This window comes from Chromobacterium sp. ASV23 (assembly GCF_016428945.1).
GTDB classification, from domain to species: Bacteria; Pseudomonadota; Gammaproteobacteria; order Burkholderiales; family Chromobacteriaceae; genus Chromobacterium; species Chromobacterium sinusclupearum.
Window position 1 is genome coordinate 13,182 of the sequence record NZ_JAELTR010000042.1, and the last position, 22,006, is coordinate 35,187.

The following is a 22,006-nucleotide window of genomic DNA, read 5'->3' on the forward strand; positions in this document are numbered from 1 at the left end:
CAACGTGAGCTATTTGTACCTCAAAGCCTTCCACATCTTCTTCGTGGTGTCCTGGTTTGCCGGCCTGTTCTATCTGCCGCGGTTGTTCGTCAACCTGGCGATGGCATCGCCAGGCCCCGAGTACGACCGCCTGCTGCTGATGGCGAGAAAACTGCTGCGCTTCATGACGCCGCTGGCCGCGCTGGCCTTGGCCACCGGCCTGGCGCTGTGGTTGGGTTTCGGCATTGCCGGCGGCTGGCTGCACGCCAAGCTGACGCTGGTGGCGCTGCTGGTGGCCTATCACGGCTACTGCGGCAAGCTGTACCACGATTTTGCCAACCACGGCAACCGCAAGAGCCATGTCTGGTTCCGCGTATTCAACGAACTGCCGGTGCTGGTCTTGCTGGCGGTGGTGATCCTGGTTGTGGTCAAGCCATTCTGAGCCGGGAAATCGCCATGAAAATCCTGTTCGCCGCCGGCCTGCTGCTGGCCTCCGCCGCCGCCCTCGCAGCGCCTAAGCTGCCCGCCGCCCCGCCGCATCCGCCGGCGCTGAAACTGATCGTGGAACGCGACAGCGAAGCGCTGAAGCCATTGACCTTGTGCCTGACGCCCAACGGCCGCTTCGCCGGGGCCATGCACGAGGAAGAGGCGACCCTGTCGGTATCCGGCAGCCTGCAGGCCGATCGCGGCCTGACCCGCCCGATTCTGAACGTGGCGCTGGAATGGCGCGATGATGCCGGCCTGCAGAAACTGGACAGCCACCTGGCGCTGGAAGATGGCCGCATGCTGCTGGGCAGCCTGTGGATGCAAGCGCATCCATATGGCCGGGAGGCCGGCGTGGAGCCGCAGCGCAGCAGCCTGACCTTCTACCTGGAGCCGCTGGCGGCCTGCCCGCCGCCGGCTCCCCAACCGTAAATTGAAAAGGAAGGTGCCATGGCACTGGAAATCGAACGCCGCTTCCGCGTCAACGGCGACAGCTGGCGCGGCCTGGCCCCTGGCGTGCAGTACCGCCAGGGTTATCTGTCGGTGGAAAAGGAACGCACCGTGCGCGTGCGCGTGGTGGGCCAGCAGGCCTGGCTGACGCTGAAAGGCAATATCAGCGACGTCACCCGCCATGAATTCGAGTACGCCATCCCGCTGACCGACGCGCAGACCATCATGGGCGCGATGTGCCCGATGGTGGTGGACAAGCTGCGCCACCGCATCGAGCACAGCGGCTTTGTGTGGGAAGTGGACGAGTTCTTCGGCGACAACGCCGGCCTGGTGCTGGCCGAGATCGAACTGCCGAGCGAGGACACCGCGTTCGACAAGCCGGCCTGGCTGGGCGAGGAGGTGACGCACGATGGCCGCTTCACCAACGCCTATCTGTCCAAGCACCCGTTCAGCCGTTGGTAAGTCCTGCCCGTCTTCCCCGCGGGAGACGGGCGGAGGACGACTTATCCACACCGATCCCCATTTCCCGCTTTTATCCACAAGCCGCCCCATCCCGCGCCGCCTCGGGTAAAATGGCCGGGTTCCGACGGCCCGCATCGCGCCGCCGTGCCCTCTCACTTAGCGGCTGTCGCCGCCTGACAAGGAAAAACTCATGTCCCGCAATCTGGAACTGTTCGAACGTGGCAAGAAAGTGATCCCCGGCGGCGTCAACTCGCCGGTGCGCGCCTTTGGCCAAGTCGGCGGCACGCCGCGCTTCGTCGCCCGCGCCGAGGGCGCCTACTTCTGGGATGCCGACGGCAAACAGTATCTGGATTACGTCGGTTCCTGGGGCCCGGCCATCGTCGGCCATGCCCACCCCGAGGTGGTGAAGGCGGTGCAGGACGCGGCCGTCGGCGGCCTGTCCTTCGGCGCGCCGACCGAAGGCGAAGTGGTGATCGCCGAGGAAATCTGCAAGCTGTTGCCGTCGGTGGAGCAAGTGCGGCTGGTGTCGTCCGGCACCGAGGCGACCATGACCGCCATCCGCTTGGCGCGCGGCTTCACCGGCCGCGACCTGATCGTCAAGTTCGAAGGCTGCTACCACGGCCATTCCGACAGCCTGCTGGTCAAGGCAGGCTCCGGCTTGCTGACCTTTGGCAACCCGTCGTCCGGCGGCGTGCCGGCGGACTTCACCCAACACACGCTGGTGCTGCAGTACAACGACGTGGAACAGCTGGCGCGCACTTTCGCCGAGATCGGCGACAAGATCGCCTGCGTCATCCTGGAGCCGATCGCCGGCAATATGAACTTGATCCAACCGTCGGCGGAGTTCGTCAAAACGCTGCGCAGCCTGACCGAGCGGCACGGCGCGGTGCTGATCTACGACGAGGTGATGACCGGCTTCCGCGTGGCCAAGACCTGCGCGCAAGGCCTGCACGGCATCACCCCGGACCTGACCACGCTGGGCAAGGTGGTCGGCGGCGGCATGCCGCTGGCGGCCTTCGGCGGCCGCGCCGACATCATGGGCAAGATCGCCCCGCTGGGCACCGTCTACCAGGCCGGCACCCTGTCCGGCAACCCGCTGTCCGTCGCCGCCGGCATGGCCACGCTGAAATTGATCCAGCAACCCGGCTTCTACGAGACGCTGTCCCGCCGCACCGCGCGCCTGGCGCAAGGCCTGGCCGATGAGGCCAAGAACGCCGGCGTCACGCTGTCCACCGACAGCGTGGGCGGCATGTTCGGCTTTTACTTCAGCGACAAAGCGCCCAAGTCCTATGCCGAAGCCACCCGTTGCGACATCGAGCGCTTCAAGCGCTTCTTCCACGCCATGCTGGACGAGGGCATCTATTTCGCGCCGTCCGCCTACGAAGCTGGCTTCGTCTCCATCGCCCACACCGATGCAATGATTGAGCAGACCATCGCCGCCGCCGGCCGCGCCTTTGCCCGCGTCTAAGCAATACGGCAAGCGACGGAACGGCAGCCCCGGCTGCCGTTTTTGCTGCCCATCCCAACCATGAACGCCTCTTCGTCTCGCCTGATCTGGCGGCTGCGCCTGGCCGACTCCGGCGTCCAGCTGCAGCCGCTGCTGCAAAACGCCGGCCCGGACGGCTGGAGCCGCGGCCGCGCCTGCTCGCTCCCATCCTTGCTGCGCGACGAGCACGCATCGGTGGCCGAGCATGATGTGCCGCTGCTGCGACAATTGCTGGCGCTGCTGCGGCAATACGATGGCGACGCCGCGCTGATCGACGCCACGCCGCTGCTGCCGGCCTTGATCGGCCATCCCTTGCTGTTCGACGCCGCCGCACCGGCGCGGCGCATTCATGTCGAGGCGGGCCAGCCGGCCTTGCAGATGGAGCGGGTGGGCGCGGAGCTACGGTTGAAGCTGCTGCCGGACGGACTGGCCAGCTGCGGCGGCGTGCTGTGGCAACGGCCGCAGCCGGAGCGGCTGCTGGTCTACCCACTGACCGACGAACTGAAGGCGCTGGCGGATCTGGTCGGCCACGGCCTGACCGTGCCGTGGCAGGCGCGGCAGCGGGTGCTGGAGGCAATACGCGACGTCGCGCCCGGACTGCCGCTGGTGGACGCCAGCCCGGCTTTCGATCCGGCCTTGCCAAGCGAGGCGGCCGATCCGACGCTATACGCCTTGCTGACCCGCCAGCCAGAGGGCCTGCGGCTGCAACTGAAGGTCAAGCCGCATCCGGCCGCCGCCTGGAGCGCGCCGGGCCGCGGCGCGGCGGGCCTGGTGCTCGACGTCGATGGGGCGTACCGCCAGTTCGTCCGCGACCTGCCCGAAGAAGCGCGCCGCCTGCGCGCGCTGCGCGAGGCCTGTCCGGCGATCGGACGCGGCCAGCGCGATGGCGACGGCTGGCTGTTCGCCGACCAACATTCGGCATTGTCCTTGTTGTCGCAATTGCAGGCGGCCGGCGAAGACCGCGTCGCCTGCCTGTGGCCGCAGGGCGATAAAATCCGCCTGGCCGCCGCCGACGGCATGCCGCAACTGAAATTGAAAGTGAAGCGGCGCGGCGGCTGGCTGCAGGCCGAGGGCGAACTGGCGCTGGACGACGGCCGCGTCCTGGCGTTGCGCCACCTGCTGGCGGCGCTGGCCAATCAAAAAGGCAAATACCTGCAACTGTCCGATGGCGACTGGCTGGCGCTGTCCGGCAGCCTGCGAGATAGGCTGGACGAACTGGCCCGCATGGTGGACCACGCAGGGCCGGACGGGCTGGCGATCAGCCCCTTGGCCGGCCCGCGCCTGCAGGCGCTGGGCGAAGACGCCGGCCAGTTCGACGGCGACGATGGCTGGCAACAGCAGGCGGCGCGCTGGCGCGAAGCGACAATATTCGAACCGCAAGTGCCGTCCACTCTCCACGCCACCTTGCGGCCTTATCAGCTGCAAGGCTTCGCCTGGATGGCGCGGCTGGCGCACTGGGGCGTCGGCGCCTGCCTGGCCGACGACATGGGCCTGGGCAAAACGGTGCAGACGCTGTCGCTGATGCTGACTCGCGCCCATCTCGGCCCGCAGCTGGCGGTAGCGCCGACTTCGGTGGCGCTGAACTGGCTAGCCGAAGCCGCGCGCTTCGCGCCCAGCCTGCGTCTGCGCGCCTACCATCAACAACGGCGGCTGGACGATATCGGCCCCGGCGATCTGGTGATCGTCAGCTACGGCCTGCTGCAGCGCGAGGCGGACGCGTTCGGCGAGGTGCATTGGGCGTCGGTGGTGCTGGACGAGGCGCAGGCGATCAAGAACCCGCAGAGCCAGCGCGCCCAGGTGGCGCAAAGCCTGCGCGCCGATTTCCGCCTGGCCGCCAGCGGCACGCCGGTGGAGAACCACCTGGGCGAGCTGTGGAGCCTGTTCCGCTTCATCGCGCCTGGGCTGCTCGGCAATCTGGCCCAGTTCGAACAACGCTACGCCCAGCCGATCGCCGACGGCGACGATACCGCCCGCGCGCAGCTGAAGGCGCTGATCCAGCCGTACCTATTGCGCCGCACCAAGCGCGAGGTGCTGACCGAGCTGCCGCCCAAGACCGAGACCACGCGCCTGATCGAGTTGTCCGAGCAGGAGCGCCATGTCTACGAGGCAATGCGGCAGGAGGCTTTGGCCCGCGTGGCCGAAGCCGACCCGGCCGCCGGCGGGCAGACCATGCAGGCGCTGGCCGAGCTGACCCGGCTGCGCCGCTTCTGCTGCCATCCCAAGCTGGTACAGCCAGACAGCGCGCTGCCGGCCAGCAAACTGGCGGCCTTCGCCGAAATCTGCGAGGAGCTGCTGGACAATAGCCACAAGGCCTTGGTGTTCAGCCAGTTCGTCGATCACCTGGCGCTGGTGGCCGCGTACCTGAAACAGCAAGGCATCCGCTTCCATTACCTGGATGGATCGACGCCGACCAAGCAGCGCAAGGCCAGCATGGACGCCTTCCAGGCCGGGGACGGCGATCTGTTTCTGATCAGCCTGAAAGCCGGCGGCACCGGCCTCAACCTGACCGCCGCCGACTATGTGATTCATCTCGACCCGTGGTGGAACCCGGCCGTAGAAGACCAGGCCTCGGACCGCGCCTACCGCATGGGCCAGCAGCGGCCGGTGACGGTGTACCGGCTGGTGGCGGCCGGCACCATAGAAGAAAAGATCGTCCAACTGCACCAGGAAAAGCGCGCGCTGGCCGACAGCCTGCTGGCCGGCGGCGACGCCAGTGCCAGGCTGGACGGCAAGGCGCTGCTCGCGCTGCTGCGTGGCGATTCTGTTTGACCCAACCGCCCGTCAACGCGCCTGGGTCATGGCAGCGATGCCCACAACAACAGGCCTCCACGCTGGACGTAGCCGCCGCAGTTGAACACTGGCACCGCGCTGATCCGCAGCGCCTTTCGCGACGAAAGGCTGGCAGAAACCCCGGTATTCGAGGAAGGGCATCATGCGGATCGCCACCGCGTCCATTCCAGCCGGTGGCGCGATGCACTAAGATAGCCAGCTAAGGAGGAATTCATGACGCTGAACCTTGCCGACATCCGTCTGGAATATTCGAAGAAGGAATTGTCGCCCGAAGACTGCCTGGCCGATCCGGTTGCCCAGTTTGAAATCTGGCTCAACGAAGCCATCTCGGCCCAAGTGCACGAACCCACGGCGATGAACCTGGCGGCCGTCGGGCTCGATGGCCGCCCCAATGCGCGCATCGTGCTGCTCAAGGGCGTGGAGGACGGCCAGCTGTTGTTCTATACCAATTACCAAAGCCGCAAAGGCCAGGCGCTGGACGCCCATCCTTATGTGGCGCTGACTTTCTTCTGGCCGGAACTGGAACGGCAGGTGCGCATCGAGGGCAAGGCCGCGCGCGTGGCGCCGGAAGTATCCGACGCCTATTTCGCCAGCCGGCCTTACACCAGCCGTCTGGGCGCCTGGGCCAGCGAGCAGAGCAGCGAGATTTCCTCCAAGGCGGTGCTGGTGACGCGCGCCGCCATGTACGGCGCCCGCCATCCAATCAACGTGCCGCGCCCCCCGCATTGGGGCGGATACGCCGTGGTGCCGGACCGCGTGGAATTCTGGCAGGGCCGCCCCAGCCGGCTGCATGACCGCGTGCTGTACACGCTGCAGCAAGACGGCGCCTGGAGGCTGTCCCGCTTGGCCCCCTGAACGGGTTGCCGGACCGGTCTGACCGGTCCGGCAGCCTCATCATCGGCTCCCCGCCAGCCCTGATCCTGCTTGCCAGAATCCGCCATCAGACCATCCTCCACTGTCATATTTTTACCAATCACATACATCCCTCGAAGCAAATTCACGGTAATTGCTTAATTTCTATTTTGCTTCCCGACATCGTCCAAGCACATCCAGCCAAGCCAGGCAAACGATCCCGCTCAAGCAAGCTCCATCAACACCGATGCAACTGCTCTAAAGATCAGCTGAATCTTCAATCGAAAAATCCAATACCTAACTTATGCATTTGGGATTGAACGGGTCAGGATACTAGGCTTTATCCCGATCGCGCCATCCGCCTGGCAGGGCGATGGCCGATTGCCCGCCCCCAAAGGCTGCCGCCAAGATGCGGCCCGGACCAGCACAACCGGGTGGCGAACGATCAAGCGGGGCCATGCGCACGGCAGCAAAGACAGCCGGCGACACCTACATTGCCCAAGCCGCATCGTTTCCTTTTCTCCTCGCGGAGAACGACAACCCGTCCGGCCACATCCAGCGGCTCGTGGCCTCCGGCCATCCGCCGGAGGCATGTTGCGAGACGCACCCCGTCTCGCCTTGTCTACATTTGGAGTTCCGTGATGAGAAAACAGCAACTGATGCTGCGTGGTTTGGTCCTGTCCGCCCTGGCTGTCTTCGGCTCGGCGGCGATGGCTGCTGAGCGTATCGACCTGGAAAAATTGGGCAAACAGCAAGCCAATAGCGCGCCCGCCTTCGCAGGGGTCGGCCAGGCCGATCTGAAACCGCTGCGCAGCACCCAGTTTTCCACCGGCAAGGTGGTGACCCGCTACCAACAGTATTATCAAGGCGTGCCGGTATGGGGCGAAGCCGTGGTCGAGGAAAAGTCGGCCGCCGCGCTGAAGGCCGTCCCCGGCAAGCTGACCGGCCACTACATCGCCGGCATCCAGACCGATCTGGCCTCCGCCAAGCCGACGTTGAGCAGCGGCCAGATCTTGGCCCAGGCCAAGGCGCTGAAGGCCAATGGCAACCCCACCTACAACGAGAAAGCCGAGCTGGTGGTGCGCCTGAACGAGCGCAATGTCGCCCAGCTGGTCTATCTGGTGTCCTTCGTCGTCGATAACGGCAAGGAGCCCAGCCGCCCCAGCTTCATCATCGACGCCAACAGCGGCCAGGTGCTGAAACAGTGGGAAGGCCTGAGCCACGCCGAAGCGAACGGCCCCGGCGGCAACGCCAAAACCGGCAAATACACCTACGGCAAGGACTATGGCCCGCTGATCGTCACCAGCGATTGCAAGATGGACAGCGGCAACGTGATCACCGTCAACTTGAACGGCGGCACCGGCAGCAGCACCACGCCGTACAAGTTTGCTTGCCCGACCAACACCTACAAGGCCATCAACGGCGCCTACTCGCCGCTGAACGACGCCCATTACTTCGGCAATGTGGTGTTCAATCTGTACAAGGACTGGTTCAATCTGCGCCCGATCAACCAGAAGCTGTACATGAAGGTGCACTACGGCCGCAATTATGAGAACGCCTTCTGGGACGGCCAGGCCATGCACTTCGGCGACGGCGCCAGCACCTTCTACCCGCTGGTTTCGCTGGACGTTTCCGCGCACGAAGTCAGCCACGGCTTTACCGAGCAGAACTCCGGCCTGGTCTATGACGGCCAATCCGGCGGCATCAATGAGGCCTTCTCCGACATGGCCGGCGAGGCGGCCGAGTACTACATGAAGGGCAAGAACGACTTCCTGGTCGGCGCGGAAATCTTCAAGAAGTCCGGCGCGCTGCGCTACTTCGCCGATCCGACCAAGGACGGCGCCTCCATCGGCAACGCCAAGGACTACTACGACGGCCTGGACGTGCACTATTCCAGCGGCGTGTACAACAAGGCGTTCTACCTGATCGCCACCAGCGCCGGCTGGAACACCCGCAAGGCCTTTGAGGTGTTCACCGACGCCAACCGCCTGTACTGGACGGCCAACGCCACCTACAACAGCGCCGCTTGCGGCGTGGTCAAGGCGGCGGACGCGCGCGGCTACAACAGCGCGGACGTCACCAAGGCCTTCAGCGCCGTCGGCGTGGCTTGCCAAGCCTAAGACGCCGTCCCGGTCGCGGTCCCGCTGCGCGGGGCCGCATCCGACAGCCATGCCGGCGCCCTACGGCGCCGGCCTCCGCTCGGGAGTCCCACACATGTTGAAACTGCGTCAAACCGCGCTGCTGGTCCTATTGGGCCTGGCCGGCGCCGCTCAGGCCCAACCGGTCTGGATTTCAGTAGGCGATCAGGGTTATCAGCTGCTGCGCCAGCTGGATGGTCGGGCCCAAAGCCAAGAAAGCCGCACGCTGGCGGCAGACGGCCGCCTCGCCAAGGGAACGGCCGGCGAAACCGTGCATCTGGTCCAGGTGGACGAGGCGCTGCTGCCCAAGCTGTCCGATGCCATCCATGACAAGCTGCGCCATTGCGGCGGCTACATCGTGCACGGCAGCCTGAAAGAAGCCCGCGCCGCGCTGAACGGCCCGGCCGCGCCGCTGGCCGCGCTGAAAACGCCCAGCTACGCCATCGACAACCAGGCCACGGTGAACAAGCTGCTGCCGCAGTTGCAGGACAGCAATGTGCTGGCCACCATCCAGTCCTTGTCCAGCTATCAGAACCGCTTCTACACCACCAGCCACGGCGTCAATGCGTCCAACTGGATCGCCAACCAGTGGAAACAGCTGGCCGGCAACCGCGGCGATGTCACGGTGGAGCAAATCAGCCATGCCGGCTGGCCGCAAAAATCGGTGATCCTGACCATCAAGGGCACGGACAATGCGGCGGAAACGGTGGTGCTGGGCGGCCATCTGGACTCCACCGTGGGCAACGGCACCGGCGAGAGCAGCCGCGCGCCGGGCGCTGACGACGACGCCTCCGGCGTGGCCAGCCTGACCGAAGTGGCGCGCGTGCTGCTGGCCGGCAATTACCAGCCGCGCCGCACCATCAAGTTCATGGCTTACGCGGCGGAGGAAGTGGGGTTACGCGGCTCGGCTGATATCGCCAAGCGCTTCAAGCAGCAGCAAATCAAGGTGGTGGGCGCGCTGCAGCTGGACATGACTAATTACCAGGGCGACGAACAGGACATCTTCCTGTTCACCGACTACACCAACGCGGCGCAGAACAGTTTCCTGGCCAATCTGGCCAAGGCCTATCTGCCCGATCTGACAGTCGGCTACAGCCAATGCGGCTACGCTTGCTCCGACCACGCCTCATGGACCGCGCAGGGCTATGCCGCCTCATTCCCGTTCGAGTCCAGCTTCGACAACTCCAACCCCTACATCCACACCCGCAACGACACCCTGGCCAATTCCGACAGCCAGGCGCGCCATGCGCTGAAGTTCTCGCAACTGGCCCTGGCTTACGCCGTGGAGCTAGGCAGCGACGGCCCGGCCGCCCAACGCTGAGTCTGCCCGGCCGCCGCGGCCTGCCCGCTGCGGCGGCTTCCCACGCGGCCCGGTCATGCCGGGCCGCGTTCCTATTTACGCTCAACCCGTATTGCGCAGGCCGGCGGAAGTGCCGTTGATGGTCAGGTGGATGGCGTACAGCGTGTCTTCGTCGTCCGGCTCGGCGCGCAGCCGCGCGAGCAGGTCGGCCTGCAGCAGGCCCAGCGCATCGAGGAAGGGCAGACGCGTCTCCAGGCTGCGGCGCAGCGTAGGGTTGCTTTCCAACAGCTGCGATTGGCCGGTGATGGCGAAGAAGGCGTCATGCGTTTTTTGCCACTCCGCCTCAATCAGGCCGAACAGCCGCGCCGCCAATTCGCGGTCGGCCACCAGCTCGGAGAAGCGGCGGGCGATGCCCAGGTCGGCCTTGGCCAGCACCTGCTCCATATTGGATAGCACCACCTGGAAGAACGGCGAGTGGCGATACAGATGCTGCAGCTTGGCCAGCCCCGCGTCGCCGTGCTTCTGCACATAGGCCGCCACCGCCGAACCGACGCCGAACCAGCCCGGCAGCATCAGCCGCGACTGCGACCACGAAAACACCCAGGGGATGGCGCGCAGGTCGGCAATGGACGCCAGGCCCTTGCGCGAGGCCGGACGGCTGCCGATATTCAACCGCGCGATCGCCGTCACCGGCGTCGCTTCCAGGAAATACTGCATGAAGCCCGGCGACTCCACCAGCGCCCGGTAGGCGGAGAAAGCGCTGCTCGACAGCTCGTCGAACAAGGCCGCGTCGACCTCTCCTCCTGGTAGGTGGCCCAGGCTGGCTTCCAGCGTCGCCGCCACCAGCGCTTCCAGATTGCGGCCGGCGATGGCCGGATCGGAATACTTGGCAGTGATCACCTCGCCCTGCTCGGTGATGCGGATGCGGCCGGCCACGCTGCCGGCCGGCTGGGCGACGATGGCCTCATAGGACGGGCCGCCGCCGCGCCCCACCGAGCCGCCGCGGCCGTGGAACAGCTGCAGCCGCACGCCGGCCTCGGAGAACACCTGCACCAGCCGGGTTTCCGCCAGCCACAGCTGCCACTGGCTGGTCAGGTAACCGCCGTCCTTATTGCTGTCGGAATAGCCCAGCATCACTTCCTGCACCCGCTCGCGGCTATCCAGCAATTGCTTGTACCACGGCAGCGCGAACAGCGCGCGCATCACGGTCTGGCTGTTTTCCAGGTCGGCGATGGTCTCGAATAGCGGCACCAGGTTGACACTGGCGCGCGGCACGCCGCCGTCCAGACGGATCAGCCCGGCCTCCTTGCACAGCAAGGCCAAGGCCAGGATGTCGCTGACGCTTGCGCAATTGGAAATGATGCACTGGCCGATGGCCTCCACGCCAAACTCGCGCTGGATCGCCGCCGCTTCGCGGAAGATCGCCAGCTCCTTCTCGGCCTGCTCGCCGTAACGCAGATACGGCGAGAACAGCAGGCGCGGCGTGGCCAGCTCGCGGCTCAGCACCCGCACCCGCGCCGCCTCGTCCAGCGCGCAGTATTCCTCCAGGCCAGCGCCGCTGAACAGCTCGGCCACCGCCGCCTCGTGGACCGCCGCGTGCTGGCGCAGATCCAGCGGCATCAGGAAGAAGCCGAACACGTCCACGCTGCGGATCAGCCGCGATAGCCGCCCCTCGGCCAGAAGCGCGCTGCCATGGGCGCGCAGCGAGGCCGACAGCGCGGCCAGATCGCGCGCCAGATCGTGATGGTCGCGGTACGGCGCGCGCTCATCCCAACGGCAGGCCAGCTCCACGCCGCGCTGCCGGGCGGTGCCGAGCAGCCGGCCCTGTATCGTCGCCAGCGCGCGGCGGTACGGCTCCTCGGCGCGGCTGACCGCGCTGTCCGGCGAATCCGCCGCCAGCGCCATCACCTCGGCGCTGGCCTCCACCAGCCGCGACGACAAAGACAGCTCGCGGTACAGGCTTTTCAGCTCCTGCAAGTAATGCTCGAACGCCTGCTGCGACTGCCGCGTCACCGCGTGGCGCAACAGGCTGGCATCGACATTCGGGTTGCCGTCGCGGTCGCCGCCTATCCAGCTGCCGACGCGAACAAAGGACGGCAGGCGAGCAGGCTCCTCCCACAGCTGGCCGATCTCGCGCTCCAGGCGCTGGTACAAGGCCGGCAGGGCTTCAAAGAAAGCCAGCGGGTGGTAGGCGACGCCGTTGGTGATCTCGTCGCGCACCGTCATCTTGAAATGGCGGATTTCGGAGGTCTGCCACAGCGCCAGGATCGCTCGCTTCAGTTTGGCTTCCAGCTCCTCGCGCTCATCCGGCGTCAGGTCCGGCGCGTTCAGTTTCGACAGGAAACGGCGCACCGCGCGATGGCCGTCCAGCACGCTCTGCCGCTGCACCTCAGTCGGATGCGCGGTCAGGATGGCGCCGACCTGCGCGTGGCTCAGCAGTTGATGCAGCGAATGGAAGCTGACGCCATCCTGGCGCAGCTTGGCCAAGGCGCGGCCCAGGCTGCCCTGCTGCGGCGCCGAGCCAGCCAGCTGGTGGGCGCGGCGGCGGCGATTGTGGTGCAGGTCTTCGGCGATATTGAACAGCTGGGCATACAGGCCGCAGGCGCGCAATAGCGAGGCCGCCGCCTGCGGCGCCAGCTGCGGCAGCGGGTGGCTGCGCTCGTCGCCGCGGCGCAGCGCGATGGCCTGCACCGCGCCGGACACCAGCGCGCCCTCCTGTTCGTTCACCACCTCCGCCAGCAGCCGGTCCAGGCAGGCCAGGTCGGCCCGCAACGGCAAATCCTTGTCTTGATCGTGCATATTATTGTCGTCCCTGTGTTTGACTCGTCAGGTATGGCCACGGCGGCCATGGCCATGCCTCGCCAGTCAAAATAAAACATTCATCATAAGCAGCTTCCGCGCCGTAGTGGTCAGACTACGCCAATTTGCGCAAGATGGCCTTGATCCTGCTGCGTCGCAACAACAGCGGGAACAAGCCCATGACGGCCGCGTGGTAGAATTCGGCCCATCATCATCGCAAGCAATGGAACCCGGTTTCATGGACAAGATCGTCATCGCCAGCCGCGAAAGCCGGCTGGCCATGTGGCAGGCCGAGCACATCCAGGCCCGGCTGCAAGCGCTGTACCCGCATCTGACAGTGGACATTCTCGGCATGACCACCCAAGGCGACCAGATTCTGGACAAGACGCTGTCCAAGATCGGCGGCAAGGGCCTGTTCGTCAAGGAACTGGAGCAGGCGCTGCTGGATGGCCGCGCCGATCTGGCGGTGCATTCGCTGAAGGATGTGCCGATGACGCTGCCGGCCGGCTTCGCGCTGGCCGCGGTGTGCGAGCGCGAAGATCCGCGCGACGCCTTCGTCTCCAACCGCTTCCACAACCTGTCCGAGCTGCCGGCCGGCAGCGTGGTGGGCACCTCCAGCCTGCGCCGCGAGGCTCAATTGCGCGCCCGCTTCCCGCAACTGACGGTGAAACCGCTGCGCGGCAACGTGCAGACTCGCCTGAAGAAACTGGACGAGGGCGAGTTCGACGCCATCATCCTGGCCGCCGCCGGCCTCAAGCGCCTGGGTCTGGCCGAACGCATCCAGAGCGAACTCGCCCCATCGGAAAGCCTGCCGGCCGCCGGCCAGGGCGCGCTGGGCATAGAAATCCGCGAGGGCCGCGCCGATCTGCTGGCGCTGCTCGCGCCGCTGAACCACGCCGAAAGCCGCGCCTGTACCGCCGCCGAACGCGCGCTGGCCAAGGAGCTGGGCGGCAGCTGCCAAGTGCCGCTGGGCGCCTTCGCCACGCTGGCCGACGGCACGCTGACCCTGGGCGGCCTGGTGGCGCATCCGGATGGCTCGGTAGTGCTGACCGCCAGCGCCAGCGCGCCGGCCGACTATGCCGAGGCGCTGGGCCGCGCGGTGGCGAAGAAGCTGATCGACGCCGGCGCCCGTCCGCTGATCGACGCGGTGTTGGCGGAGTCGCGCTGAGGCTTCAATGAAGCGCATCCTGGCCGCCCGCCCCTTGGCGCAATGCGCCGGCCTGCTGACCGCGCTGCGCGCCGAAGGCTGGCAGGCCGAACACTTGCCGCTGATGGCAATCGAAGCGCTGCCGCAGGCGCTGGCAACGCTGCCGGCGCAGGCGGCGCGCGCCGATGCGCTGTTTTGGGTCAGCCCCAGCACCATCGATATCGGCTGGCCTGCGCTGGCCGGCATGGACCTCGCCGCCAAGCGGCTGGCCTGCGTCGGCGCGAGCAGCGCCAAGCGGCTGGCCGCGCTGTCCGGCCAGCCTGTGCTGCATCCAACCGCTGGCAGCGACAGCGAAGCGCTGCTGGCCATGCCGGAGCTGGCCGATGTCGCAGGCCAGAACTGGCTGATCGTGCGCGGGCAGGGCGGCCGCGCGCTGCTGGCCGACGCGCTGGCGCAGCGGGGCGCCACGACGGCCTTCGCCGAAATCTACCGCCGCGTCGACGGCGCGCCGGACTGGGCGGCTTTCGACGCCGCGCCGCCCGATGCCGTCATCATCACTTCCAGCGAAATGGTAGAGCAATTGTTCCGACTGGCTGGTCCGAGCCGGACCGGGGCGCTACAATGCCTGCTGTACTGCGTGCCGCATCCGCGCATTGCCGAGCGCCTGGCCGCCTTCGGCGCGGCACGCGTCGTGACAACCCGGGCCGACGACGCCGCAATGGTCGCCGGCCTAAAAGAATGGTTCCGTCGTCACCCATGAGCGAATCCCAGATCCACGAAGCCATCCCGGCCCAGCCGCCCGCAGCCCGCAAGCGCCCCAATCTCGCCATCCTGGTGGCGATCGTCGCGCTGGGCGTCTCCGGCTGGCAGTTCTACTCCACTCAGCAGCAGCTGGACTCGATGCGCCAGGAGCTGGCGCGCCGGCTGGCCGAAGGCAGCGGCGCCGGCAAAGAGCAGCGCGCCATCGCCGAACAGGCGCTGCTGGCGGCCCGCGCCACCGATGGCAAGCTGGCGATGGTAGAGGCCCGCGTCAACGAGGCGGCCGGCCAGTACGCCACGCTGAACGGCATGTACCAGGAGCTGACCAAGAACCGCACCGACTGGCTGCTGTCCGAAATCGAGCACACGCTGGCCATCGCCAGCCAGCAGCTGCAGCTCGCCGGCAATGTCAGCTCGGCGGTCTCGGCGCTGGAAATGGTCGACGCGCGGCTGTCCAAGTTCGACCGCCCGCAGCTGATCGGCGTGAAGAAGGCCGTGGCCTCGGACCTGGAAAAGCTGAAAGCGCTGCCCTACCTCGACACCGTCGGCCTCACCGTCAAGCTGGACCGGCTGATGCTGAGCGTCGATTCGCTGCCGCTGGCCGTGGACGCCCATCGCCTAGGCGGCGCGCAACCGGGCAAGCCCGCGCAGCTGCCGGCAGGCGCCCCGTGGTGGGAACGTCTGAGCGCCGAAATCAGCGGCAGCCTGGGCGAGCTGGTGCACATCCGCCGCATGGACAAGCCGGAAGCGCTGCTGCTGTCGCCGGAGCAGGCCTTCTTCCTGCGCGAAAACCTGAAGATGCGGCTGCTGGACGCGCGGCTGGCGCTGCTGCAGCGCGACGGCAAGACCTACGCCGCCGACATCGCCGCCGCGCGCAGCTACGTGCAGCGCTACTTCGACCGCGACGCCGCGGCAGCCACCCAGTGGCTGGCCACGCTGTCCGAACTGGAAGGCGCGCCCTTGGACATCAGCTTGCCGGACATGAGCGCCAGCCTGAAGGCGGTGCGCGATGCCCAAGGCAACAGCGGGGAGTAAGCGGTGAGATTCGCTCTATGGATTACCGGCCTGTTTGCGTTGGCCGTGCTGGTGGGGCTGGCCTCCACCCTGAATACCGGCTACGCCATCCTGTTTCTGCCGCCGTACCGGATGGAAGTGTCGTTCAACCTGATGATCGTGCTGGTAGTGGGGCTGATCGTCGCCACCCATCTGGTGCTGCGGCTGCTGGCGCTGGCCACCGACCTGCCACGCCAGGTGCAGCGCTTCCAGCGCCAGAAGAAGCTGAAAGCCGCCCGCCACGCGCTGCGCGAAGCCGGCATCGCCTTCTTCGAAGGCCGCTTCCAGAAGGCCGAGCGGGAAGCCGCCAAGTCGCTGGATGACGAATACGCCCCGGAAAACCGCGCGCTGGCGCTGTTGATCGCCGCCCGCGCCGCCGGCTACGCCGGCGCAGCCGACAAGCGCGACGGCTATCTCAACCAGCTCGACCAATTGCCGGAGCGTCTGCAGCTGGCGCGCCACATGCTGGACGCCGAGCTGCGGCTGGAAGAAAAAGACGCCTTGGGCGCGCTGACCGCCATCGAACGCGCGCGCGCGCTGTCGCCGAATCTGACCAACGCGCTGAAGCTGGAGCTGAAGGTGCGCCTGCTGCAAAAACAACCGGAGGCCATCCTCACGCTGACCGAGAAGCTGCTGAAGGCTGACGCGCTGGAGCCGGAACAGGCGCGCCGCTATCGGCTGGCAGCCTACCAGCAGCAGCTGGCCGGCCTGTTGTCCGAGCGCGAAGTCCGCGACTGGCTGCGCCGCATCCCGGAGGCCGAGCGCGGCAATCCGCAGCTGCAACAGCAGATCGTCGCCCATCTGATCCGCCTGCAACAGTACGACTACGCGGCGACGCTGCTGTCCGAGGCGCTGGCCAGCGACGACATGGAGCTGCCGGAACTGGCGCGCGAACTGGGCCAATTGGCCGTCCATCTGAGCGTGGAGAAGCGGCTGGCGCTGCTGAAGGACGCCGACAACTGGCTGAAACAGCGTCCGCGCGACCACTGGCTGTTGCTGGCGCTGGGCCGTCTGGCGCAGGCGCAGCAGTTGTGGGGCAAGGCGCAGAACTATCTGGAAGCCAGCGTCTCCATCCAGCCGACGCTATGCGCGCACGCCGAACTGGCCAAGCTGTTCGAGGCCACCGGCAAGGAAGAGCAATCGCAGCTGCATTACCAGAAGAGCCTGGAGCTGGCGCTGAGCCAGGGCTGCTGATCGCCCATCGCCACTCCCCCCGCCGCCCGCCGTTACCGGCCGGCGGCGTTTTTATTGGCGCGGCGGACAAAAAAAATCGGGCTCCGCAAGGAGCCCGTGCATGCCAACGTGGACTGGCAGACCAATCATACGAGAGTGCAGGGCGCATCATTGTCCGACAATGATGATGCCTGGCAGGCAAAGCTGTGCCAGAATCAAGCAATATGCATGGCTGCTCGTCCAGCTATGCATTCAGGTTGCCGTGCCAGTCGCCGCGACCTGCGGCGACAACTGCGCAGAATACGCGGTGCCGCCGTTTCGCACAAAGCAGTTAATCTCATGAAAACTATGAAGAAAAGGCATGTAACAGCATGAAGCTGCCTCCGCTGAATGCCCTGCGCGTATTCGTCGTCGCCGCCGAACATCTATCGTTCACCCGCGCGGCCGCCGCGCTGAGCCTGACCCAGGGCGCGATCAGCCGCCATGTCCAGACGCTGGAAGAGTACTACGGCGCCACGCTGTTCACCCGCCAGGCCCGCGGGCTGGCCCTGACCGCCGAAGGCGAGGCGCTGTTGAAGCCGGCTCGCGAAGCTTTCCAACTGCTCAACGAAGCCAGCGAAGCGCTACGCCTGCGCCAGAGCGACCTTAGGGTACGCATGCCGCCGACGCCGGCCATGCGCTGGGTGCTGCCCAATCTGGCCGATTTCCAGGCCCGGCATCCGGAGTACACCCTGCACCTGCTGACGCAGCTGATCCACAACAAGCCGTTCAACCGCGCCGAATACGATCTGGCCGTGGTCGGCCTGTCCAGCCCGGAAGCCGCGCCGGATCTCCGGCTGGAATGCATCTGCCGCGAGAAGCTGATCCCGGTATGCGCGCCTGGCCTCTTGGCCGGCAAGCACCCGCTGCACACGCCGGACGATCTGAAACACCACACCCTGCTGCATCCGTGGCGCGACCAGAACACCTGGAAACGCTGGCTGAAGCTGGCCGGCGTGAACGGCGTCAATCCGGAGAGCGGAGTCACTTTCGACGCGCTGGAATACGCGCTGCACGCCGCCGTGGCCGGCATGGGCGTGACGCTGGCCCAGGCTTCGATGGTGACGCAGGATCTGGACAGCGGCAGGCTGGTGATTCCGTTCGATACCGTGCTGGAAACCGAGTGGGCCTACTATCTGGTCTATCCGCACGAACTGGCCGAGCTGCCCAAGGTGCGCGCCTTCCGCGACTGGCTGGTCGGCACCGTCGCCCTCAGCGAGGAGGCCAGCTGGCTGACGCGCCAGGGCTACTGAAGCCGCCGCAATATCTGTTAACCACCTGAGTTTGGACAGCCCCGCCGGCTGTCGCCAAAATAGTTGATATAGCAACTATTGCCGTATCAATGATGAATTCTCCCGATTTTTCCCACACGCTCCCCTCTGCGCTGGATTTCCGCCAACGCCTGCTGGCCATGCTGGGCCTGTGCTGCGTGCTGGTCATGGTGGCGCTGGACCAGACCGTGGTCGGCACCGCCATGCCGACGGTGGTGGCCGATCTGCGCGGCTTTTCGCTGTACGCCTGGGTCGGCACATCCTACCTGCTGACCTCCGTCATCACCGTGCCGATTTTCGGCAAGCTCGGCGACGACCACGGCCGCAAGCCGTTTGTGCTGACCGCCATCGTGCTGTTCACCGGCGCCTCCATGCTGTGCGGCCTGGCGCAGAACATGCCGCAACTGGTGCTGGCGCGCGCGCTGCAGGGCGTGGGCGGCGGCATGCTGGTGGCCACCACTTTCGCCTGCGTGCCGGACCTGTTTCCGCATACCGCCGAGCGGCTGCGCTGGCAGGTGATGCTGTCCGCCGCCTTCGGCCTGGCCAACGCCATCGGCCCCTCGCTGGGCGGTTTCCTGACCGAATACTTCGGCTGGCGCTGGGTATTCTTCGTCAACCTGCCGGTCGGGGTGGTCAGCCTGTGGTTCGTCTGGCGCTTCCTGCCGGTGATCCGCCACTCGGCGCGGCCGCCGTCGCGGCTGGATTGGCAAGGCGCGGCGCTGATCGCGCTGTTCCTCGGCTCGCTGCAGCTGGCGGTGGAGTGGCTGCCGCAGCACAAGCCGCCGCTGCTGCTGGGCGGACTGGCCGTGCTCAGCCTGACCGCGCTGCTGACCCTGATCTGGTGGGAAAAGCGCAGCCCCAACCCGCTGCTGCCGCCCAGCATGCTGTCGCACCACGGGCTGGCCCCGCTATTCGGCCTGTCGCTGCTGATGGGCTTCGGCATGTTCGCCGTGATGTACTACGCGCCGCTGATGTTCCAGGCCGGCTTTGGCCTGTCGCCGAATCAGGCCGGCCTGCTGGTGACGCCGCTGGTGGTGTTCATCACCATAGGCAGCATGCTGAACGGCCGCATCGTGCAGCGCTTGCGCCATCCGACCCGGCTGCTGACGCTGGGCCTGGTGATGTTCGCGTTGACCGCCGCGCTGCTGAGCCGGGTCGGCCCCGCCACCGCGCATGGCTTGATCATCGCCAACATGATGATGGGCGGTCTGGGCCTGGGCCTGCTGATGCCCAACCTGACCATTTTCGTGCAACAGCTGGCGCCGCGGCAGCAGCTGGGGGTCTCCACCGCCATGCTGCAATCGACGCGGATGATAGGCGGCATGCTGGGCACCGCCTTGATGGGCGTGGTGGTCAGCCATCAGTTCCAACAACGGGTCGGCGCGATGCTGACGACCCGCCAGCAACCGCAATGGCTGCACTGGCTGGCCGATCCGCAAACCCTGCTCAACCCGGACATCCTGGCGCAGTTCCGCCAGGCGGCCGCCGCGGCGCAGCCGGACGCGCTGTTGGCCGCCACGAGACTGCTGCTGGTGGACGCCATCCATTTCAGCCAGTGGCTGGTGGCGGTGATTCTGTTGCTGGGCCTGTGGCTGGCGCGCAAGGTGCCGCCGGTCGAGCTGAGCCACGCCATGCCGCCTCAGGCCCCTGCACATGACTGACAGCCAACCGAATCTGCTGCAGCAATTGAGCCGCAGCAGCCGCGCGATGTACGGCGCCTTCGAAAGCCTGGTGGGCGAGGCGCTGCCGCGCTGGCGCATCCTGAAGGCGCTGGAGGAGCTGCGCACCGTCAGCCAAAAGCAGCTGGCCGGCCACTTGCAGATGGACCCAGGCGCGCTGACCCGGCAATTGAAACTGCTGGAGGCGGAAGGCCTGGTGCGGCGCGACACCGACCCGGCCGACAATCGTCAGACCCTGGTCTCGCTGGACCAAGGCGGCCTGGCCTTGCTGACGGCGGCGGCGCCGCACCGCCAGGAGTTCTTCCGCCAGGCGCTGGCGGACATCGATCCCGCGCAGCTGGATATCGCCTTGCAGGTGCTGCGGCAGCTGGAGGAACGCTTCCGCCGCATGAGCGGGCGCTAGGGACGCGATCCTCGCAGCAAACGCCAGCCACGCCTAGGCATCATCGGCGGCCCGCTGATCCTCCCCGGCCACGATGATGCGATTGCGGCCCTGCTGCTTGGCGCGGTACAGCTCGCGGTCGGCCGCCTCGATCAACTGCCGGCTGTCCGCCACATCGCGCGGCAGCACGCAGGCCCCGCCTATGCTGATGGTGACATACGGCGCCACCGTCGATTCGGCGTGCGGCAGTTGCAGTTCGCGCACCGCCTCCAGCACCGCCTCGCCGACGTAGATCACGCCATCCTCCGCGGTGTCCGGCAGCAGGCAGATGATCTCCTCGCCGCCATAACGCGCCACCAGGTCCTGCGGCCGCCGCACGCTGCTGCGTATCGCCTGCGCCACCTCGCGCAGGCAGTAGTCGCCACTGACATGGCCGTAATGGTCGTTGTACAGCTTGAAGAAATCGATATCAATCATCAGCATGCCCAGGGACGCGCCCAGCCGCCGCGCCCGCCGCCATTCGCCGTCCAGGCTTTCCTCGAAGCAGCGGCGGTTGGCGATGCCGGTGACCGGGTCCACCCGCGACAAGGCCAGCACTTCGGCATGCGATTGCTCCAGCGCCAGCGTGCGGATGCGCACCTGCTGCTCCAGCCGCTCCTGCTGCTGGCTCAGTTCGGCCTTGATCTTGCGCTGCTCCGACATCAATGCGCTCACCCCCAGCGACACCAGCGTCAAGATGCCGATATAGGTTTGCAGAATCACCAGCGTGCTGTAGGCGGAATAGCCCAGGTACGGTCCGCCGCCATGGCGGGTGCCCCATAGCGCCAGCCACATGATCAGCAGCAACGCCATCAGCACTTCGCGGGTGGTGAAGCGAAATGCCGCCCAGGCCACCAAGGGCAGCACCAGCATGTCCAGCGGATAGGTGGTGTCCACCGTCGGGTGCCACCAGACGAAGAGGCTGGCGGTCAACAAGGTCACCATGCCGAAATAGGCCAGCATTTCGTACCACACATCGCGGCTTTGCCGCGGCCAACCCTGGTGATAGAAGTTCAGGAACAGGCTGCCGAACAGCAGGGTGCCGCAGCCGTTGCACAGCCACCACAGGCACAGCCGCGACACCAGCGCCTTCTGCGGCAGCAGATGGGAAAAATAAAGGGAGGCGGTGCCGATCAGGCTGCCCAGCAGCGTCATCACCACGATGATCACATTGAAGGCGATGCATTGGCTGAAGCTATCCAGGGGATTGCGCCGGCCGAAATAGCGCCGCATCAGCCAGGCGCCCAGCAAGGTCTGCGCCAATACCCCCACGGCCACGCCCAGCGCCGGCGGCAGCCAATTCATGCCGTCCAGCGTCGTCCGCCAGCGCCAAGCCTCGCTGGCCAGCGCGCCGAGCAGAACGCCTGGCCACACCCGCCAGCCCAGCAGGATCATCGCAGCCAACGCCAAGCCTGGCTGCGGCCAGACCACGCTGTCCATGCCCTGCTCCAGCAGCAACAGCTGGTCTCCCAACCAGGATGCCAGCCAATATCCCGCTGCGACCAAAGCCATGGCCAGCCAATCCGGCAACGCCGGGGAGCTTGAAGCAATGCCGCGCATGAATCTCCCTTTACGAACCGACCGCAAGACGGTCCCGCTGATGGCGGCTGATTGATATTGTTCAATCTCTGCCCATAGGCGTGTCGCCGCCGCGACAGCCAGAAATGCCGCGTCTAATGTCATCGTAGTTGGCGAATCCGCGCCTCGCAGCATGCGGTCAAGCGA

General features: G+C 66.5%; 17 protein-coding genes. 15 read left to right on the plus strand and 2 right to left on the minus strand.

All coding sequences use genetic code 11. The features are described 5' to 3' along the window. The first annotated feature begins 4 nt into the window (after nt 1-4). The 8 genes from JHD59_RS15845 to JHD59_RS15880 all read left to right on the plus strand — a co-directional run bounded on the left by JHD59_RS15845 (nt 5) and on the right by JHD59_RS15880 (nt 9,961). Entirely contained in the window at nt 5-421 is a 417-nt protein-coding gene (locus tag JHD59_RS15845; RefSeq protein WP_199154932.1) for a CopD family protein, read from the plus strand. A gap of 14 nt (nt 422-435) precedes the next feature. After that, the gene (locus tag JHD59_RS15850; protein WP_199154933.1) at nt 436-894 is read left to right on the plus strand and encodes a hypothetical protein; all 459 of its coding nucleotides are present in this window, start codon (nt 436-438) and stop codon (nt 892-894) included. 18 nt (nt 895-912) lie between these two features. Further along, nucleotides 913-1,374 (plus strand): CYTH domain-containing protein, encoded by a 462-nt coding sequence (locus JHD59_RS15855; protein WP_199154934.1) that lies wholly within the window; start codon nt 913-915, stop codon nt 1,372-1,374. 190 nt (nt 1,375-1,564) lie between these two features. Next, nucleotides 1,565-2,842, plus strand: a complete 1,278-nt coding sequence (gene hemL / locus JHD59_RS15860) for a glutamate-1-semialdehyde 2,1-aminomutase (protein ID WP_199154935.1) — start codon at nt 1,565-1,567, stop codon at nt 2,840-2,842. 60 nt (nt 2,843-2,902) lie between these two features. Further along, the gene (locus JHD59_RS15865; RefSeq protein ID WP_199154936.1) at nt 2,903-5,629 is read left to right on the plus strand and encodes a DEAD/DEAH box helicase; all 2,727 of its coding nucleotides are present in this window, start codon (nt 2,903-2,905) and stop codon (nt 5,627-5,629) included. Nucleotides 5,630-5,863: 234 nt separating this feature from the next. Continuing rightward, a complete protein-coding gene (gene pdxH, locus JHD59_RS15870) occupies nt 5,864-6,505 on the plus strand; it encodes a pyridoxamine 5'-phosphate oxidase (RefSeq protein ID WP_103317273.1) in 642 nt (213 codons plus the stop codon). A 638-nt stretch (nt 6,506-7,143) separates the two neighbouring features. Continuing rightward, nucleotides 7,144-8,622: a M4 family metallopeptidase gene (locus JHD59_RS15875; protein WP_199154937.1), complete on the plus strand. Its 1,479-nt coding sequence runs from the start codon at nt 7,144-7,146 to the stop codon at nt 8,620-8,622. A gap of 94 nt (nt 8,623-8,716) precedes the next feature. Beyond that, nucleotides 8,717-9,961, plus strand: coding sequence for a M28 family metallopeptidase (locus JHD59_RS15880; RefSeq protein ID WP_199154938.1), 1,245 nt, complete (start codon nt 8,717-8,719; stop codon nt 9,959-9,961). Nucleotides 9,962-10,042: 81 nt separating this feature from the next. Here the strand turns inward: JHD59_RS15880 and ppc are convergent, their stop codons facing one another. Beyond that, nucleotides 10,043-12,739: a phosphoenolpyruvate carboxylase gene (gene ppc, locus JHD59_RS15885; RefSeq protein WP_199154939.1), complete on the minus strand. Its 2,697-nt coding sequence runs from the start codon at nt 12,737-12,739 to the stop codon at nt 10,043-10,045. A 238-nt stretch (nt 12,740-12,977) separates the two neighbouring features. Here ppc and hemC point away from each other — a divergent pair, with 238 nt between their 5' ends. From hemC to JHD59_RS15920, 7 genes are all read left to right on the plus strand, one after another. Next, nucleotides 12,978-13,907 carry a hydroxymethylbilane synthase gene (gene hemC, locus JHD59_RS15890; RefSeq protein ID WP_199154940.1) on the plus strand — a complete coding sequence of 310 codons (930 nt, stop codon included), beginning with the start codon at nt 12,978-12,980 and terminating at the stop codon, nt 13,905-13,907. Between the two features lie 7 nt (nt 13,908-13,914). After that, nucleotides 13,915-14,646: a uroporphyrinogen-III synthase gene (locus JHD59_RS15895; protein ID WP_199154941.1), complete on the plus strand. Its 732-nt coding sequence runs from the start codon at nt 13,915-13,917 to the stop codon at nt 14,644-14,646. Continuing rightward, entirely contained in the window at nt 14,643-15,680 is a 1,038-nt protein-coding gene (locus JHD59_RS15900) for a uroporphyrinogen-III C-methyltransferase (protein WP_199154942.1), read from the plus strand. The genes JHD59_RS15895 and JHD59_RS15900 overlap by 4 nt, the downstream gene beginning before the upstream one ends. A gap of 3 nt (nt 15,681-15,683) precedes the next feature. Continuing rightward, nucleotides 15,684-16,892 (plus strand): heme biosynthesis protein HemY, encoded by a 1,209-nt coding sequence (locus JHD59_RS15905; protein WP_103317260.1) that lies wholly within the window; start codon nt 15,684-15,686, stop codon nt 16,890-16,892. A gap of 350 nt (nt 16,893-17,242) precedes the next feature. Beyond that, nucleotides 17,243-18,163: a transcriptional regulator GcvA gene (gcvA, locus tag JHD59_RS15910; RefSeq protein WP_043627332.1), complete on the plus strand. Its 921-nt coding sequence runs from the start codon at nt 17,243-17,245 to the stop codon at nt 18,161-18,163. An 89-nt stretch (nt 18,164-18,252) separates the two neighbouring features. Continuing rightward, nucleotides 18,253-19,842: an MDR family MFS transporter gene (locus tag JHD59_RS15915; RefSeq protein ID WP_233164256.1), complete on the plus strand. Its 1,590-nt coding sequence runs from the start codon at nt 18,253-18,255 to the stop codon at nt 19,840-19,842. Continuing rightward, on the plus strand, nt 19,835-20,263 hold the full coding sequence (locus JHD59_RS15920) for a MarR family winged helix-turn-helix transcriptional regulator (protein ID WP_103317258.1): 429 nt from the start codon (nt 19,835-19,837) through the stop codon (nt 20,261-20,263). Before JHD59_RS15915 ends, JHD59_RS15920 begins: the two co-directional genes overlap by 8 nt. 33 nt (nt 20,264-20,296) lie before the next feature. Here JHD59_RS15920 and JHD59_RS15925 read toward each other — a convergent pair whose 3' ends face one another. Then, entirely contained in the window at nt 20,297-21,793 is a 1,497-nt protein-coding gene (locus JHD59_RS15925; protein ID WP_199154943.1) for an MASE1 domain-containing protein, read from the minus strand. Nucleotides 21,794-22,006 lie beyond the last annotated feature (213 nt).

Coding starts and splice junctions, on each gene's coding strand:
- JHD59_RS15925 (WP_199154943.1), bottom strand. CDS start 21,793: ATGGCTTTGGTCGCAGCGGGATATTGGCTGGCATCCTGGTTGGGAGAC.
- ppc (WP_199154939.1), bottom strand. CDS start 12,739: ATGCACGATCAAGACAAGGATTTGCCGTTGCGGGCCGACCTGGCCTGC.
- pdxH (WP_103317273.1), top strand. CDS start 5,864: ATGACGCTGAACCTTGCCGACATCCGTCTGGAATATTCGAAGAAGGAA.
- gcvA (WP_043627332.1), top strand. CDS start 17,243: ATGAAGCTGCCTCCGCTGAATGCCCTGCGCGTATTCGTCGTCGCCGCC.
- JHD59_RS15915 (WP_233164256.1), top strand. CDS start 18,253: ATGATGAATTCTCCCGATTTTTCCCACACGCTCCCCTCTGCGCTGGAT.
- JHD59_RS15855 (WP_199154934.1), top strand. CDS start 913: ATGGCACTGGAAATCGAACGCCGCTTCCGCGTCAACGGCGACAGCTGG.
- JHD59_RS15900 (WP_199154942.1), top strand. CDS start 14,643: ATGAGCGAATCCCAGATCCACGAAGCCATCCCGGCCCAGCCGCCCGCA.
- JHD59_RS15895 (WP_199154941.1), top strand. CDS start 13,915: ATGAAGCGCATCCTGGCCGCCCGCCCCTTGGCGCAATGCGCCGGCCTG.
- hemC (WP_199154940.1), top strand. CDS start 12,978: ATGGACAAGATCGTCATCGCCAGCCGCGAAAGCCGGCTGGCCATGTGG.
- JHD59_RS15865 (WP_199154936.1), top strand. CDS start 2,903: ATGAACGCCTCTTCGTCTCGCCTGATCTGGCGGCTGCGCCTGGCCGAC.
- JHD59_RS15875 (WP_199154937.1), top strand. CDS start 7,144: ATGAGAAAACAGCAACTGATGCTGCGTGGTTTGGTCCTGTCCGCCCTG.
- JHD59_RS15880 (WP_199154938.1), top strand. CDS start 8,717: ATGTTGAAACTGCGTCAAACCGCGCTGCTGGTCCTATTGGGCCTGGCC.
- JHD59_RS15850 (WP_199154933.1), top strand. CDS start 436: ATGAAAATCCTGTTCGCCGCCGGCCTGCTGCTGGCCTCCGCCGCCGCC.
- JHD59_RS15920 (WP_103317258.1), top strand. CDS start 19,835: ATGACTGACAGCCAACCGAATCTGCTGCAGCAATTGAGCCGCAGCAGC.
- hemL (WP_199154935.1), top strand. CDS start 1,565: ATGTCCCGCAATCTGGAACTGTTCGAACGTGGCAAGAAAGTGATCCCC.